We start from the raw sequence: 15,882 nt of genomic DNA on the forward strand, positions 1-15,882 counted from the left end.
GAAGCATCCATTTTTTAATAATTAGCAATAAAAAAGAACATACCAATGAAAACTGCATTAATTACAGGAGCAACTTCAGGAATTGGAGCCGCCTGTGCTGATTTATTTGCTGCACAAGGTTACAATTTGATTCTTGTTGCCCGAAGAGAAGAATTGTTGAAAGAAGGAGCCAGAAGCCTGGAAGAGAAACACGGAATTGAGATCAAAGCACTGGTTGCAGATGTCAGGATTCATGATGATCTTTCATATGCGCTGGAAACTTTGCCGGCCGCCTGGAAACAGGTGGATGTGCTGATCAATAATGCAGGATTAAGTCAGGGATTAGACCCGATTGATAAGGGGAGTATTTCGGATTGGGATACCATGATTGATACCAATGTAAAAGGCTTGCTTTATGTTACTAAGATTGTGTCAAATTGGATGATTTTAAGAAAATCCGGCCACATTATTAACATTGGCTCTATTGCCGGACAAGAAGTTTATCCAAATGGAAACGTATATTGTGCCACAAAACATGCAGTTGATGCCCTCAATAAAGGTATGCGCATTGATTTATTGCCTCATGGCATTAAAGTAACCGCCATCAATCCGGGAATGGTAGAAACGGAGTTTTCTAAAGTTCGCTTTAAAGGAGATGAAAGTCGCGCTAAAAAAGTATACGATGGTCTGGAGCCTTTAGTGGCCAACGACATCGCGGAGGCCATTTGGTTTGCGGTAAGCAGACCAGCACATGTCAATATTAACGATATGTTGATTATGCCAACAGCACAGGCATCAGGTGCCATTATTAAAAGAGATTAAAATTTCAATTCAAAAGATATGATATCAAATACTATAGATCAGGAGATTAAAAAAGCGATGCTTGCTAAAGATCAGGCAGCATTAAGAGGTTTAAGAGCGATTAAAGCGGCTATCTTGCTAGCGAGAACAGAAAAAGGTTCAGCAGAAGAGATCAGTGAGGAAACAGAAGCTAAGATTCTTCAGAAACTGGTAAAACAACGTAAAGAATCGTCAGACATTTACAAAACACAAGGTCGCGAAGATTTGAGCATCATCGAAGAAGAAGAAATCGCAGTGATCAGCCAGTTCTTACCTAAGCAATTGGATCAGTCAGAAATTGAAGCTATTGTTGCTCAGATTATTAAAGATTCTGGTGCTACTTCAGCAAAAGAAATGGGAAAAGTTATCGGCCTTGCCAACAAAGAACTTGCGGGTAAAGCAGACGGTAAATTGATCGCTGAAATCGTTAAAACGCAATTGGCATAGTATATGCTGGAATTGTATGTGTTTAAACTTTTTTCCAAAATTAATGTCTTAAATTACATATAATTTAATTTACTGCACTAACTTAGTAGCATTACCTTATTAACACAAAATATGAAATACGAAGTAATAGACGAAGACGGGTTTAAATATATTGAGGCTGGAAAAGGAGAACCCCTGGTATTACTTCATGGTTTAATGGGTGAGTTGAGCAATTGGGAACCAACGATAGATCATTTCAAAGAAAAGTATCACGTTATTGTACCAATTTTACCACTTTATGAACTGCCTATACTTACCTTAGGTGTAAAAAGTTTATCAAAATATATTCACAAATTTTTAAAGTATAAGAAACTTAATCAGGTAGTTTTAATCGGTAATTCATTAGGAGGGCACATCGGATTAGTCTTTACTGCTGCTCATCAGGAAAACGTAAAAGCACTGGTGTTGACCGGAAGTTCTGGCTTATATGAAAATGCATTTGGCGGATCTTTCCCAAAAAGAGAGAACCGTGATTATATTAAAGAAAAAGTGCAGTTTACCTTTTATGATCCAGCAACAGCAACGGAAGAACTGGTAGATGAAGTATATAAAAGTGTAAATGACCGTTCACGAGTGATCAGAATTCTGGCTTTAGCAAAATCCGCTATCCGTCATAACATGTCCAAAGAACTGTCAAGAATTACGATTCCAGTTTCCTTAATTTGGGGGAAACAGGATAAGATTACACCTCCAGAAGTAGCGGAAGAGTTCCATGAACTGTTGCCTAATTCGGAGTTAAACTGGGTTGATAAATGTGGACATGCACCGATGATGGAGCGTCCTGAAGTTTTCAACGAATATTTGGAGAAGTTTTTGAATAGAATATTATTAAAATAGTATCATAGTAATGTTTGCAGCTGAACTCATATCGAATTCAATTCCTCCGCTAAAGACTTCTGATTCGGTTCAGAAAGCTTTGGAAAGGATGACTGAGTTCAAGCTCTACCATTTACCCATTGTCAATGAAACACAGTTTCTGGGATTACTTGCTGAGGAAGAGTTAATAGAAGTAAGGGATGTCACTCAGGCAATCGGAAGCTTGCCTTTGTCTATTTTAAACCCTTTTGTGTATGAAGATGCACATATCTATGATATCATCAGACTTTTTCATCAATTGCATTTATCGGTAATTCCGGTGCTGGACTATAAAAAGAACTATTTGGGGCTTATTTCTATTAATAACCTGTTGGATTATACAGCGGATATTTATGCAGTGAAGGAGCCAGGAGGGATTATTGTGCTGGAAATCAGCAACCGCAATAACTCCCTTTCCCATATGGCACAGATAGTGGAAGCAGACAATGCGCAGATCCTTTCTTCTTATGTGCAATCTTTTCCCGATTCTACCAGATTAGAGGTGACTTTAAAGATCAATAAAACTGAGTTGTCGGGAATTATCGCCTCCTTTGAGCGATATAATTACCAGGTAAAAGCTGTGTTTAACAGCACCATTTCAGACAATGGTACCGAAGACAGATATAATTCATTTATGAATTATTTAAACGTATAAACCCCATAAATGAGAACTGCAATATACGGTAGAGAGTTCAATAATAGTGTTCTACCATACGTACAGGAAGTATTCAATGTGTTGGGGGAGTTAAAAACACCCATTCTTGTTTACAAAGATTACTTTGACTTTATTAAGGATAAAATAAAGCTGCCAGAGGGCATTGTCGTTTTTAGTCACCATACCGAACTGGTAGGTCAGACAGACGTGCTGATTAGCCTTGGCGGGGATGGTACCCTGCTTGATACTTTATCGCTGATCCGTGATTCAGGCATCCCTGTAATCGGGATTAACTTCGGCAGGTTGGGCTTTTTAGCCAGTATCAACAAAGATGAAATCCGTGTTGCAATTGAAGCTTTACGCCAGAAAGCATATGCGCTAGATAAAAGAACCTTGCTTAGCCTGGATTCTAAATTTGACTTGTTTGGAGAAGAGAATTTTGCGCTAAACGACATCACCATCCATAGAAGAGATAAATCAGCGATGATGATCATCCATGCTTACATGAATGATGAGTTTGTCAATTCTTACTGGGCTGATGGTTTAATCATTGCCACACCTACAGGTTCTACCGCTTATTCATTGAGCTGCGGTGGGCCTATCATTTACCCAAGTTCACAGAATTTTGTCATCACACCGATTGCTCCCCATAACCTTAATGTTAGGCCGGTCATCATTCCTGATGATGTGACACTAACCTTTGAAGTGGAAGCCAGAAGTGCTAAATTCCTGGTATCTTGTGATTCCAGAACAGAAACAGTAGACCGTTCTGTGAAGTTAACCCTGAATAAAGCTGCTTTTCATGTCAATCTGATTAGATTAAATGACGAAAGTTATTTGAAGACATTAAGAAATAAACTACTTTGGGGGATCGATACCCGAAATTATTAAGATGCAATACAGAACTCAGCTTTTCTGTTTTTTTGCCCTTCTTTTCATTGGATCTCCTGCCTTTGCCCAGAATCTGGAATTTGGCCTGGTCGGTGGAGGGGCAGGATATATGGGAGATCTGAATCAAACTAATCCATTGAAGGTAAGTGGTTTCTCTGCAGGGGCGAATGTTAAAGTAAACTTTGATCCTTATTGGAGCCTTGGCGTACATTATATGCATGGCAAGATCAAAGCAGATGACCTGAAATCTGATAATGCGCAGTTTAGAGATAGAGGGCTTAATTTTAAAAGCACTTTAAATGAAGTGAGTCTGCAGTTGGATTTCAATTTTTTTGAATATTTTGCAGGCGGTGGAACTAAGAGTTTTACGCCTTATATATTTGTTGGGATAGGCGGGGTTTGGTTTAACCCGATTGGGAAGTATAATATTCCTTCAAATCCAGGAGAAAAGGAATATCAGCTTCGCTTTTATCGTACAGAGGGACAAAAGGAAGCGTACAGTAATTCGGCCATAGCGGTGCCTTATGGAGTTGGTTTTAAGGTCAGGTTAAAAGAGAACTGGGGCTTATTCTCTCAGATCGGCTATCGGACGGCTTTTACGGATTATTTGGATGATGTGAGTGGCAGATATCCTGCAGATGATTATACAGCCAATGACGCGAGAGAACTGGCTGATATTCGTTTAGGCCTGTCAGGTTTTCCTCCATACGACCCTTCATTACCGGTTAATAAACTACACGGGACTCAAAGAGGAGACTTAAGAAAAAGAGATACTTATATGTTTGTAGGTATTGGCATATCTTATACCTTTGTGTCCCAAAAATGTTATACATTTTAAGCATATTTGCAATCATAAATGGGATTTAAAGAACAAATTGACGTTACACGCCTGCCTGAACACATCGCAATCATCATGGATGGAAACGGGAGATGGGCAAAAAACCAAGGTAAATTCAGGCATTTTGGTCACGAAAGTGGCGTGCTATCGGTGAAAGATATTGTAGAAGGCTGTGCCGATATCGGTATTAAGTACCTGACTGTATATGCCTTTTCTACTGAAAACTGGAACAGACCTATTGAAGAAGTAAATGCTTTAATGGAATTATTGATCTCTACCATTAACCAGGAAACCGCTACGCTAAATAAAAATAACATCCGATTAAATGCCATCGGCGATATCGCTTCTCTACCTCAAAAATGTATTGATGATTTGAAAAGTGCGATGGACAATACGGCTAAAAATACCCGTTGTACTTTGACGCTTGCATTGAGCTATAGTGCAAAATGGGAGATTTTAGAAGCAGCGAAAAAACTGGCTCAAAAAGCTAAAGATCAAGAGATTGAAATCGATGCGATTAATGAAGAACTTTTTTCTGCCCAACTAACCACCACTAATATTCCTGATCCAGAGTTAATGATCAGAACCAGTGGAGAACATAGGGTTAGTAATTTTCTGTTGTGGCAGATGGCTTATACTGAACTGTATTTTACCGATACGCTTTGGCCTGACTTCAGAAGGGAAGACCTTTTTGAAGCGATTGTAGACTACCAAAAGCGCGAACGTCGTTTCGGTAAAATTAGTGAACAATTGAACTAATTTTACTTTTAACACTTTTTAACATGTGTTTAAATTAACTTAGCATCGATTTTTAGATTGTAAATGAAAAGAATATATCAACTCATACTATTGTTATTGATTGGTTTACCAACAATGGCACAGATCCGTCCTCAGTCCAATCCTGCAACTCCTACATTAAAAGTTAATGGCCTGGATCTGGATTATTTTAACCCCAAGGAGTACACTATTGCAGATGTAACCCTGTCAGGAACAAAATTCTTAGATAAAGATGTGATCATTACCCTTTCAAAATTGATTAAAGGGGAACGCATTGTACTTCCTGGTGAAGCAACAGCAAACGCAATTAAAATCCTTTGGGAACAAGGATTATTTGATGATGTACAATTAGACATTACGAAAATTGAAGGTGATTCAGTTTATTTCGATATCGAAGTAGTAGAACGTCCTCGATTGTCTTCTTTCGATATTCAAGGGGTGAGTAAATCTCAGAAAACTGATATCCTGGAGAAACTGAATGCGAAGTCTACAAAGTCTATTATCAACGAGAACTTATACAATTCAACTACCAGTATCATTAAAAAATACTTGTTGGAGAAAGGTTATTTCTTTACGACGGTTAGCTATAAAACTAAACCAGATCCAAATCAGGAGAATCATGTAATTTTAGAAGTTATTGTGGACAAAGGCCGTAAGGTGAAAGTTCATGAAATTGACTTTACTGGAAATACGGTTTTCTCTGATGCGAAACTGCGCAAGTTCTTAAAGAAAACAAAACAACAAGCTTTCTATAAAGTATTCGGTTCGGGTAAATTCAATAAAGAAAAATACGACGAGGATAAGAAAACATTGGTTGCTAAAATGCAGGATAAAGGTTACCGTGATGCGGTAATTCTGAAAGACAGCATTTACAGATATAACGATAAATCTATCGGAATTAAGATAGATCTATTTGAAGGTCCTAAATACTATTTCGGAAATATCAGCTGGGTAGGGAATGCAAAATATGCAGGAAAAGACCTGGAACGTATTTTAGGAATTGAAAAAGGAGAGGTTTTCAGTGAAGAGAAACTGGAGACTAAGTTAAGAGGTAGTGCCAACAGTGATGATGTATCTAGTTTATATCTGAATGATGGTTACTTAACCTTTAACGTAGATCCTATTCAGACTAAAATTTATGGTGATACTGTAGATGTAGAAATCCGCATTTATGAAGGTCCTCAATACACAAATAACCGCATTACCGTTAAAGGAAATACCATCACTAATGATAGAGTAGTACTTCGCGAGGTGCATACTAAACCGGGTGATAAATTCTCAAAAGATCTATTGATCCGTACGGTTCGTCAGATTGGACAATTGGGTAACTTTGATGAGTCTAAAACAGTACCTACTCCTAAGCCAAATCCGGCTGATGGAACAGTGGATATTGAATATGCAGTAGAAGAAAAACCTTCTGATCAGATTGAATTGTCTGGTGGTTTTGGTGGTGGTAACATCATCGGTACCTTAGGTCTTACTTTCAATAACTTCTCTTTAAGAAACCTTTTCAACCCAAGTGCTTATAAACCTTTACCAAAGGGTGATGGTCAGAAATTAAGTTTACGTGGACAAACAAACGGTAAATATTACCAGTCTTATAGTTTCTCTTTCTCTGAGCCATGGTTAGGTGGTAAGAAACCAGTTAGTTTTGGAGTAAGTGCATTTACATCTTTACAGTCTAACGGCTTAAAAGAATTCGAAGTACGTAATGGTCAAGGTCAGCAACGTATCAGGTTGAACGGGGTAACGGTTAGTTTAGGTAGAAGATTAAACTTCCCGGATAATTACTTCCAGTTGAGCCATGCCTTGAGTTTCCAACAGTATATCCTAAACAATTATGGTGGTTATAAATTTAGTACTGGTACTTCTTATAACATCAGTTTAGCACAAGAGTTGAGCAGGGATTCACGTGATTCTCCAATCTTCCCGGAAGGTGGTTCATATTTCAAATTCACAATTCAGGCAACACCTCCATATTCATTGCTTAATAAATTGAATTATGCGACTGCTCCTGATAAAGAATTCTATAAATTCACTGAGTACCACAAATGGAAATTTGAATCTCAATGGTTCCATAAACTTGCCGGTAAATTTGTAGTAAAAGCACAGGCACAGTTTGGTTTCCTAGGTTCTTATAACAAAGCTGTTGGTGATCCTGCTTTCGAGCGTTTTAAACTGGGTGGTGATGGTATGCAAGGATTTGACTTCCTGCAAGGATCTGAGCTAATCGCTATGCGTGGTTATGCCAACTCTGCAGTAATTCCTAAAGGTGCAGACGTAAACATTGCACAACAGTCGGGTAGCCCTATCTTCACTAAATATGTGTTGGAAGTAAGATATCCGGTAATTAAAAGTTCATCGGCAACGGCATTCCTTGTAGCTTTCGCTGAGGGTGGTAATACCTGGAACAACTTTAAAGATTTCAATCCTTTTAACGTTAGACGCTCTGCAGGTTTTGGTGCGAAGATATTTTTACCGATATTTGGATTGTTGGGTATTGATTATGGTATTCCTTTTGATAAGATTCCTGGAGTGGAGAATGGAGGAAAGCAATCGTTTACCTTTAGTATTGCACAACAGCTAGGCGGATTTAATTAACGTTAGGAGTAATAAAAAAACAGGCTATGAAAAAATACCTTTTAATATGTTTCTTAAGCTTTACCTGTATGGGAGCTTTTGCACAGAAGTTCGCTTATGTAGATACAGAATATATCTTAAAACACCTTCCGGAGTATAAGTCTTCCTTGAATGAACTGAATGTTGCTTCGCAACAATGGCAGGGACAGGTAGATCAGAACTTTGTGGAGATTGATAAAATGTACAAAGCTTATCAGGCAGATCAGGTATTGCTTACCGCAGATATGCGTAAGAGAAGAGAGAATGATATCATTGAAAAGGAAAAAGAAGCTAAAGATTTTCAACGCAGAATCTTCGGCCCGGATGGGGAGCTTTTCCAAAAACGTGGTAAGTTATTAGGTCCGATTCAGGACAAAGTAACCAAGACGATTACAGAAGTGGCTAAAGGCAAACAACTGGACTTCATCTTCGACAAGAGTAGTGAAGCAACCATGATGATTTATGCCAGCAGCAACTATGATGTCAGCAATGATGTGATTAGATTACTTGGTTTTAAACCAGGAACGATCCTTAAATAAGCAAACACAAATAGATAAACAAGTAAAAACAATTTATTAAGACAAATAGAAATGAGAAAGTCAATTAACGCATTTTTTATCGTAGCGGGGTTATTGTTTACTGCTAACGTAGCAAATGCACAACAGAAATTAGCGCACTTGAACTCGGCATTGATCATTGAAGCTATGCCAGAGGTTAAAGAAGCCAGAACTAAATTAGAGGCGTTTGGTAAAACTAAACAAGCTGATGTGGAGAAAATGATTACTGAATACCAAGGTAAACTAACTGCAGCTGAAGCAAAACAAAAAACATTGAGCGAAGCTAACAAAGAAACTGTTGGTAAAGAATTGCAAACAATGGGTGCTGAATTACAAGATCTTCAAAAACGTATCGAAGATGCAAGAGCTAAAGCACAACAAGAAATGGAAGCTAAAAATGCGGAATTGTTTAACCCTATTCAAGTTAAAGCTGATGCAGCAATTAAAGCTGTTTCTAAAGAAAAAGGTTTTGCTTACGTATTTGATACTGCAAACCAAGCTTTAGTTTACTGGGATGGTGGTGATGATATCACTGCTGCTGTTAAAGCTAAATTGGGTATCACTGCAACTGCAGCACCAAAGAAATAATTAGAATTAAAATATATAAATTGCGGGATGGGGTGATAAAACTCCATCCCGCTTTTTTTTACAATGAATACTGGACAATCTATAGGCGTTTTTGATTCTGGTTATGGCGGTTTAACTGTGTTTAAATCGATAGCCAAGCAACTGCCGCAATACAATTATATTTATCTGGGCGACAATGCCCGTTCTCCTTATGGAGACCATTCCTTTGAAACGGTTTATCAGTACACTTTAGAGTGTGTAGAATGGTTGTTTGAGCAAGGCTGTCCTTTGGTGATCCTTGCTTGTAACACGGCCTCTGCAAAGGCGCTACGTACCATTCAGCAAAAGGTGCTTCCGGTTAAGTATCCCAATCATCGGGTACTCGGAGTCATCAGACCAACAGCTGAGGTGGTGGGTCAGTATACGCGCGATAAAACAGTGGGGGTAATGGGAACCCGTGGTACGGTCAACTCGCTCTCTTATCTGATGGAAATCAATAAGTTTTTTCCGGAGGTAAAAGTACTACAGCAGGCTTGTCCGATGTGGGTTCCGCTAATTGAGAACAATGAACACCTCAATCCTGGTGCTGATTATTTTGTACAGAAGTACCTGGATGAACTGTTGGAACAAGATGCTGATATTGATTGCATCCTTTTGGCTTGTACACATTATCCATTGTTGATTCCTAAACTGAAAGCGATTTTACCAGTTGGAATTGAACTACTCGGGCAAGGGGATATTGTAGCAAATAGCCTGGAGCTATACCTGAAAAACCATCCTGAGATTGTAGCGAAAATTGATCGGGAAGGGATAAGGAAGTTTTTTACTTCGGGGGATAGGCAGGCCTTCGATCAACATGCTTCCATTTTCTTTGGCGAAGCAGTCCAATCGGATCAGATGCATTTAAAACTTTAACTCATTTATTGGAGGCGGTCAATGACCGCCTTTTTCATGTCTTTTTTATAAGGCTTGCCTGTCTCGACCAATCGACGAAATAATTTCGTCGATTGGTCGAGAAGTTATGGGCGTTCGTCGAGAGGTACACTGTTGTGGTCTAAAGCGTCAAAAACCGCTGAAACGTTTCTCCCATGAGGACGTCTTAATTACAAAACAACCTTAAAAACTTAAAAAATTAAAAGATATGAAAACTGCAATCAAAACTCTAATCGCTTCAACATTAACAGCCATCGTTTTAACTTCTTCAGCCTTTGCTACCATCGCTAAAGATAAACCGGCAACGAGCATCACTGCTCCGGTAAAATTCAATAAAGTAGTAGTTACCGGAAATGCCAATGTGGTTCTGGTACAAGGAAGCAGACAAGACATCAAGAGCTTTGTTGCGATCGATGAGAATAACAACAGTGTGAAACAAAAAGGCTATACCTTATACATCAATTCTACTGATCAAAGCACGATTTATGTATATGTGAAAGACCTGCAAAGAATTGATGTGGCTAACACCGCAAACGTTAAGACCAGTGGTAACTTTGATTTAGCAGTTCTTCAGGTCTTCTTAAAAGACGAAGCTAAAGCAAACTTAAACGCTACAATAGGCAGTCTTTATACAGACATTAGTGGCTCATCTGACTTGAAATTGACTGGTTCTTCACAAGAACATGCATTGGTTAGAAATGATGTTTCTAAGTTAAATCTGAATGACTTTGTGATTGCTAAACTTTAATATAAACGGATAACATTTAAAAAGTTCAGCTGATTTTTATGCAAAACCGCTCCCTAAAGAGCGGTTTTTTTATGGCATAATAACTCATTCTATTCCCTGCTAAACGCTTTAAACTGGATTTTTTTGGGCGATTATAATCTTAATGAAAGATTGTATTTCTTTCTAGGTTCTGATAATTATTAACGGTAAATTTGCGGCTCAAATCACACACCAATGAGCGACTCGATCAAGCACGAATGCGGTATTGCCTTTATCCGCCTTTTAAAACCTCTCTCATACTACCAGGAAAAATACGGTACCACCCTTTACGGCCTTAATAAGCTTTACCTTTTGATGGAAAAGCAACACAACCGTGGACAAGATGGCGCCGGTATTGCAACCATTAAACTTGATGTTAAACCAGGTCACCGCTACATTAGCAGGTACAGGTCTATGGCTCAAAACGCGGTTTCAGATATTTTTGGATATGTACAAAGTAAATTTGTAGACATCCAGAATGAAACGCCTGAGCTAATGCAAGATTCTGAATGGTTGAAAACCAATGTTAGTTTTATCGGAGAAGTTCTACTAGGTCACCTTAGATATGGTACCCATGGTCAGAATAGTATTGAAAACTGTCACCCTTTCCTACGTCAGAACAACTGGATGACCCGTAATCTTGTGATTGCTGGTAACTTCAACATGACGAATGTGGAAGAGTTGTTAGAGCAACTTTATGAGCTTGGACAACACCCGAAAGAAAAAGCGGATACAGTAACCGTACTTGAAAAAATCGGTCATTTCCTTGACGATGAGAATCAGGAACTTTTCGATGCTTATAAGAAAGAAGGTTTAGATAACGTAGAAATCACTCACAAAATCTCTGAAGGTTTAGATATTGCTAAAATCCTTCGTCGTTCTGCGAAGAACTGGGATGGTGGATATGCGATTTCTGGTATCGTTGGTAATGGTGATGCTTTTATTCTTCGTGATCCTTCTGGAATTCGTCCCGCATTCTACTATGCAGATGATGAGATTGTAGTGGCTGCTTCTGAAAGACCAGCTATTCAAACTGCTTTCAACATTCCATTTAAAGATGTGAAAGAAATCCAACCTGGACATGCTTTGATCGTTAAGAAAAACGGTAAAGTAACAGAGGAAATTTTCAGAGAGCCTCAGGAAAAAAGAGCGTGTTCATTTGAACGCATTTACTTCTCTAGAGGATCTGATGCAGATATCTATAAAGAAAGAAAACATTTAGGCGCATTATTATGTGATCAGATTCTGAAAGCAGTTAGTGCAGACCTTAAAAATACGGTATTCTCTTTTATCCCAAATACCGCTGAAGTTTCTTTCTACGGAATGGTAGAAGGCTTACACAGCTATATCAGAGACGTACAAAAAGACACTTTACTGAATCGTAAAGAACAATTGAACGATGAAGAACTGAATGAATTGCTATCCATGAATCCAAGAGTGGAGAAACTGGCAATTAAAGATGTGAAGCTAAGAACGTTCATTACACAGGATGCCGACAGAAGTGATATGGTAGCTCATGTTTACGACACGACTTATGGCGTGATCAAAAACGGTACGGATACTTTAGTAGCAATTGATGACTCGATCGTTCGTGGAACTACTTTGAAACAAAGTATCATTAAGATCATCGACAGGTTGCATCCTAAGAAGATCATTATTGTTTCTTCTGCTCCACAAATCCGTTACCCGGATTGCTATGGTATCGATATGTCTAAAATGGGACAGTTCGTTGCATTCGAAGCAGCTATTCAATTGTTGAAAGAACGTGGTCTTGAACACATCATCGAAGAAGTTTACCAGAAATGTAAAGCTTCTTTATTGTTGCCGAAAGAAGAGATTGTTAACCATGTGAAAGACATTTACAGACCTTTCACACAAGAAGAGATCTCTGCGCAAATCACGAAAATCATTACTCCTGAAAACATCAATGCAGAGGTAGAAGTGATTTATCAGACTTTGGATAATTTACACATAGCTTGTCCTAATCATACTGGTGATTGGTATTTCTCTGGAAATTACCCAACACCTGGTGGTAACAAAGTTGTGATTAAAGCTTTCGTAAACTGGAAAGAAGGAAACAACCAAAGAGCGTATTAATTCAGCGCTTTAATAAAATACAATCCCCGTCCAGCTTAAATGACTGGCGGGGATTTTTTAATTATAGTGTTTTAATAAGACTTCTATGAATAAGCGGATGGCAAAGATGATGATCACTGCCCCGGCAACCCTGTTGAGGTTTTGTATGGTCTTCTCTTTAATGCGGTACCTGAGTTTGGCCGCGTAATAGGTTTTTACGCCATCTACAGTCAGCTGTGTGGCCATCGCGACAATAAAGAAAACCACTTTCTCCGCCATCGTTAAATGGAGTTGTACGGAGATAATACCGCCCACCATAATCCAGAACATCAATGTAGTTGGGGATAAGAGGCACATTAAGAATCCTTTAAGGATGTATCCGCGCTTTTTGATCTTCGCAATTTCACCCACATCATAACTTACTTTTACCTTGTTAAATAGGTAGTATAATCCAATCCCAAACAAAAAGAGGCCTCCAACGATGCCTATATATTGAAAATACTCTGATTTATAGTCTACAAACTGAGCGCTGAAAATGGTAAGTGTGATAAAGATAATGTCACTAAAAATCACGCCTACCGCAAGAGAAAACCCGGCTTTGAAGCCTTTCTCAATGCTAGTTTTAATCATGGAAAAGAAAACAGGACCCGTCAAAAACGAAAATAATATACCTGCACCTACTCCCTGTAATATTGCTTCAAACATTCACCTAACTTCTAAAATTATGCTAATATGCGATTTTATGAATAAAATCACCCTTATTATTTTAATAGTCTCCCTGCTATACCCATGTAATATCCCCTATAAAAGGGACATAGGAATTGTCAGTGTGTAAACATTACACTTTAGCAAACAGTTTTTTTTATTTATGTTTAGCGCACCAAAATAAGTTATCAAGATTATATGGAACAACAATCTAAAAAAAATTATGGCACCGCTTTGTACACAATTATTACTGTGTTCTTTTTCTGGGGCTTTGTTGCTGCTTCAAATGGTATTTTTATACCATTCTGTAAGGCGCACTTTAATCTGACTCAATTCGAGTCTCAACTTATAGACTTTACTTTTTACGGTGGATACTTTATTGGGTCGCTGTTGTTGTATTTCGCTTCTCAAGCCAGTAAAGTAGATATTCTGAATAAAATCGGTTACAAAAAAGGGATTATTGCCGGTTTGTTGATCTCTGCAGTAGGTGCATTGATCATGATTCCCGCAGTTCATTCCGGATCATTTATCTTTATCTTATTTACCTTTTTCGTGATTGCCCTGGGTTTCTCCCTTCAGCAAACTGCAGCTAACCCTTTCGTGGTAGCTTTAGGTGCGCCAGAAAGTGGTACACACCGTTTAAACCTTGCCGGAGGTATCAATAACCTGGGTGGTTTAATGGGGCCGGTAATCGTGAGTGTGGTTTTATTCGGTACGGCAAATGATGCCATCCCAAAAGCAGTAGAAATCAGTTCTATTAATAACCTGTACTTAATTCTTGCAGGTTTGTTTATCGCTGTAGCCATCTTCTTCGCGATTTCTAAATTGCCAAAAGTAACCAGTGATGAAAAAGTAGAAGCCAGTCCTAAGCCTAACGGTCCATTGGTAGTGATGATTCTTGGTTTCCTAATGGTAGCCGCTGCAGGTCCTCTAGCCAATGCAACCGGTATTCCTGCTTCAGTATTTGTATACTCTTCATTGGCCATTATTCTTGGTGCTTTGTTGTTCGCTTATACTGTTAAAAAAGACAACCCTGAAAAATGGGGCGCGATGCAATACCCTCAATTGGTATTGGGAATGCTAGCGATTTTTATGTATGTAGGTACAGAAGTAACGATCCAGAGTAATCTGGGTGCTTTGTTAAACCTGAAAGAATTTGGAGGTTTAGCCGAATCTGAAATCAAACAATACATCTCTCTATATTGGGGAAGTATGATGATCGGACGTTGGACAGGTGCAATCTCGGCATTTAGCATGTCTAAAATGTTAAGAAATGTATTAACTGTGATTGTTCCTTTCGTTGCTTTTGGAGTGATCTTAGTGGTAAATCACTTTACCGGAACGGATGTAGGTAACTTATATGTATATGGAATTTGTATCGCGATCATGATAGTTGCTTTTTACCTTGGACAAGAGAAACCAGCCAAAACATTGGCGATTTTTGGAACCTTAGGTGCTATTTCTATGCTGATTGGTTTATTCACTACTGGTCATGTGGCGATTTTCGCTTTCGTAAGTGGTGGATTGTGCTGCTCGATTATGTGGCCTTCGATCTTTGCTTTATCGATCACAGGATTAAACAAATACACGAGTCAGGGTTCTTCATTCTTGATCATGATGATTTTAGGTGGTGCGATTATTCCACCAATTCAGGGTGAACTGGCCGATGCAATTGGTATCCATAGTTCTTATATTGTTCCTGCAATCGGTTTTGCTTACCTGATTTTCTTTGCATGGAGAGTAAGTGCCGTGTTGAAAAGCCAGGGTATTAATGTAGAAAATATTGAGGCCGAAGGAGGTCACTAATTATAATTGAACAGAAAAGCTTCCCATTTATTCAATGGGAAGCTTTTTATTTATACGTATATGAGTAAAAAAAGTTTCGATCATATTTATATGAACTTGGCAGTAGATCTTGCTGCGCGTTCGCATTGTGTAAGGGCGCATGTTGGTGCTGTGCTGACAAAAGATACAAGGATCATTTCTATCGGTTATAACGGGCCACCACCGGAAACACACAACTGTGATGAGGAATGGCCGGAAACGGGTTGCGACAGAGATTCCAGGGGCAGTTGTTCCTTAGCCCTCCACGCAGAAGAAAATGCAATTTTATATGCCTCTAAGAATGGTGCAAAAATAGAAGGGGCTACTTTATATACTACGCTTTCTCCTTGTATCGCTTGTGCGAGATTGATTTTATCTTCCGGAATAAAAAAGGTTTTATATCAGGATTCTTATGCTGAGTACAAAGGATTGCCCAGCGACGAAGGCGTAGATTTTCTGAGAAGGTTCGGTGTAGAGGTAAATAAGTACCAAATCGAGGTTAATTGACATTCTG

General features: G+C 38.7%; 16 protein-coding genes. 15 read left to right on the top strand and 1 reads right to left on the bottom strand.

The window, feature by feature from the left end; translation table 11 throughout:
- The first annotated feature begins 45 nt into the window (after positions 1–45).
- The 13 genes from R2S10_RS17215 (at position 46) to R2S10_RS17275 (ending at position 12,860) form a co-directional block, all read left to right on the top strand.
- Complete coding sequence (locus tag R2S10_RS17215; RefSeq protein WP_316841645.1) at positions 46–801, top strand: SDR family NAD(P)-dependent oxidoreductase; 756 nt, start codon at positions 46–48, stop codon at positions 799–801.
- An 18-nt stretch (positions 802–819) separates the two neighbouring features.
- Positions 820–1,266 carry a GatB/YqeY domain-containing protein gene (locus tag R2S10_RS17220; protein WP_316745817.1) on the top strand — a complete coding sequence of 149 codons (447 nt, stop codon included), beginning with the start codon at positions 820–822 and terminating at the stop codon, positions 1,264–1,266.
- 111 nt (positions 1,267–1,377) lie between these two features.
- Positions 1,378–2,142 (top strand): alpha/beta hydrolase, encoded by a 765-nt coding sequence (locus R2S10_RS17225; RefSeq protein ID WP_316841646.1) that lies wholly within the window; start codon positions 1,378–1,380, stop codon positions 2,140–2,142.
- Positions 2,143–2,152: 10 nt separating this feature from the next.
- Positions 2,153–2,815, top strand: coding sequence for a CBS domain-containing protein (locus R2S10_RS17230; RefSeq protein ID WP_316841647.1), 663 nt, complete (start codon positions 2,153–2,155; stop codon positions 2,813–2,815).
- Between the two features lie 9 nt (positions 2,816–2,824).
- On the top strand, positions 2,825–3,706 hold the full coding sequence (locus R2S10_RS17235; protein ID WP_316841648.1) for an NAD kinase: 882 nt from the start codon (positions 2,825–2,827) through the stop codon (positions 3,704–3,706).
- Between the two features lies 1 nt (position 3,707).
- The gene (locus R2S10_RS17240) at positions 3,708–4,544 is read left to right on the top strand and encodes a DUF6089 family protein (protein ID WP_316841649.1); all 837 of its coding nucleotides are present in this window, start codon (positions 3,708–3,710) and stop codon (positions 4,542–4,544) included.
- An 18-nt stretch (positions 4,545–4,562) separates the two neighbouring features.
- Positions 4,563–5,303, top strand: coding sequence for an isoprenyl transferase (locus R2S10_RS17245; RefSeq protein WP_182956870.1), 741 nt, complete (start codon positions 4,563–4,565; stop codon positions 5,301–5,303).
- A gap of 63 nt (positions 5,304–5,366) precedes the next feature.
- Positions 5,367–7,922 carry an outer membrane protein assembly factor BamA gene (gene bamA / locus R2S10_RS17250; protein ID WP_410478995.1) on the top strand — a complete coding sequence of 852 codons (2,556 nt, stop codon included), beginning with the start codon at positions 5,367–5,369 and terminating at the stop codon, positions 7,920–7,922.
- A gap of 26 nt (positions 7,923–7,948) precedes the next feature.
- Positions 7,949–8,479, top strand: a complete 531-nt coding sequence (locus R2S10_RS17255; protein WP_316841650.1) for an OmpH family outer membrane protein — start codon at positions 7,949–7,951, stop codon at positions 8,477–8,479.
- A gap of 51 nt (positions 8,480–8,530) precedes the next feature.
- Positions 8,531–9,085 carry an OmpH family outer membrane protein gene (locus R2S10_RS17260; protein ID WP_316841651.1) on the top strand — a complete coding sequence of 185 codons (555 nt, stop codon included), beginning with the start codon at positions 8,531–8,533 and terminating at the stop codon, positions 9,083–9,085.
- Positions 9,086–9,148: 63 nt separating this feature from the next.
- Positions 9,149–9,979 carry a glutamate racemase gene (gene murI, locus R2S10_RS17265; protein WP_316841652.1) on the top strand — a complete coding sequence of 277 codons (831 nt, stop codon included), beginning with the start codon at positions 9,149–9,151 and terminating at the stop codon, positions 9,977–9,979.
- A gap of 226 nt (positions 9,980–10,205) precedes the next feature.
- A complete protein-coding gene (locus tag R2S10_RS17270; RefSeq protein ID WP_316841653.1) occupies positions 10,206–10,745 on the top strand; it encodes a GIN domain-containing protein in 540 nt (179 codons plus the stop codon).
- 213 nt (positions 10,746–10,958) lie between these two features.
- A complete protein-coding gene (locus R2S10_RS17275) occupies positions 10,959–12,860 on the top strand; it encodes an amidophosphoribosyltransferase (protein ID WP_316841654.1) in 1,902 nt (633 codons plus the stop codon).
- A 57-nt stretch (positions 12,861–12,917) separates the two neighbouring features.
- Here R2S10_RS17275 and R2S10_RS17280 read toward each other — a convergent pair whose 3' ends face one another.
- Complete coding sequence (locus tag R2S10_RS17280) at positions 12,918–13,544, bottom strand: LysE family translocator (RefSeq protein WP_316841655.1); 627 nt, start codon at positions 13,542–13,544, stop codon at positions 12,918–12,920.
- Between the two features lie 198 nt (positions 13,545–13,742).
- Between R2S10_RS17280 and R2S10_RS17285 the strand changes: the two genes are divergently transcribed.
- Together R2S10_RS17285 and R2S10_RS17290 are read left to right on the top strand one after the other, a co-directional pair.
- The gene (locus R2S10_RS17285; RefSeq protein WP_316841656.1) at positions 13,743–15,350 is read left to right on the top strand and encodes an MFS transporter; all 1,608 of its coding nucleotides are present in this window, start codon (positions 13,743–13,745) and stop codon (positions 15,348–15,350) included.
- Positions 15,351–15,410: 60 nt separating this feature from the next.
- The gene (locus R2S10_RS17290; RefSeq protein WP_316841657.1) at positions 15,411–15,875 is read left to right on the top strand and encodes a dCMP deaminase family protein; all 465 of its coding nucleotides are present in this window, start codon (positions 15,411–15,413) and stop codon (positions 15,873–15,875) included.
- The last annotated feature ends 7 nt before the right edge of the window (positions 15,876–15,882 follow it).

Origin of the sequence: Pedobacter gandavensis (assembly GCF_032678745.1) — a bacterium.
In the GTDB taxonomy this organism is placed as follows: Bacteria; Bacteroidota; Bacteroidia; order Sphingobacteriales; family Sphingobacteriaceae; genus Pedobacter; species Pedobacter gandavensis_C.

Excerpts from the sequence above, each read along its gene's own strand:
- R2S10_RS17215 (WP_316841645.1), top strand. The coding sequence starts at position 46 with ATGAAAACTGCATTAATTACAGGAGCAACTTCAGGAATTGGAGCCGCC.
- R2S10_RS17220 (WP_316745817.1), top strand. The coding sequence starts at position 820 with ATGATATCAAATACTATAGATCAGGAGATTAAAAAAGCGATGCTTGCT.
- R2S10_RS17225 (WP_316841646.1), top strand. The coding sequence starts at position 1,378 with ATGAAATACGAAGTAATAGACGAAGACGGGTTTAAATATATTGAGGCT.
- R2S10_RS17230 (WP_316841647.1), top strand. The coding sequence starts at position 2,153 with ATGTTTGCAGCTGAACTCATATCGAATTCAATTCCTCCGCTAAAGACT.
- R2S10_RS17235 (WP_316841648.1), top strand. The coding sequence starts at position 2,825 with ATGAGAACTGCAATATACGGTAGAGAGTTCAATAATAGTGTTCTACCA.
- R2S10_RS17240 (WP_316841649.1), top strand. The coding sequence starts at position 3,708 with ATGCAATACAGAACTCAGCTTTTCTGTTTTTTTGCCCTTCTTTTCATT.
- R2S10_RS17245 (WP_182956870.1), top strand. The coding sequence starts at position 4,563 with ATGGGATTTAAAGAACAAATTGACGTTACACGCCTGCCTGAACACATC.
- bamA (WP_410478995.1), top strand. The coding sequence starts at position 5,367 with ATGAAAAGAATATATCAACTCATACTATTGTTATTGATTGGTTTACCA.
- R2S10_RS17255 (WP_316841650.1), top strand. The coding sequence starts at position 7,949 with ATGAAAAAATACCTTTTAATATGTTTCTTAAGCTTTACCTGTATGGGA.
- R2S10_RS17260 (WP_316841651.1), top strand. The coding sequence starts at position 8,531 with ATGAGAAAGTCAATTAACGCATTTTTTATCGTAGCGGGGTTATTGTTT.
- murI (WP_316841652.1), top strand. The coding sequence starts at position 9,149 with ATGAATACTGGACAATCTATAGGCGTTTTTGATTCTGGTTATGGCGGT.
- R2S10_RS17270 (WP_316841653.1), top strand. The coding sequence starts at position 10,206 with ATGAAAACTGCAATCAAAACTCTAATCGCTTCAACATTAACAGCCATC.
- R2S10_RS17275 (WP_316841654.1), top strand. The coding sequence starts at position 10,959 with ATGAGCGACTCGATCAAGCACGAATGCGGTATTGCCTTTATCCGCCTT.
- R2S10_RS17280 (WP_316841655.1), bottom strand. The coding sequence starts at position 13,544 with ATGTTTGAAGCAATATTACAGGGAGTAGGTGCAGGTATATTATTTTCG.
- R2S10_RS17285 (WP_316841656.1), top strand. The coding sequence starts at position 13,743 with ATGGAACAACAATCTAAAAAAAATTATGGCACCGCTTTGTACACAATT.
- R2S10_RS17290 (WP_316841657.1), top strand. The coding sequence starts at position 15,411 with ATGAGTAAAAAAAGTTTCGATCATATTTATATGAACTTGGCAGTAGAT.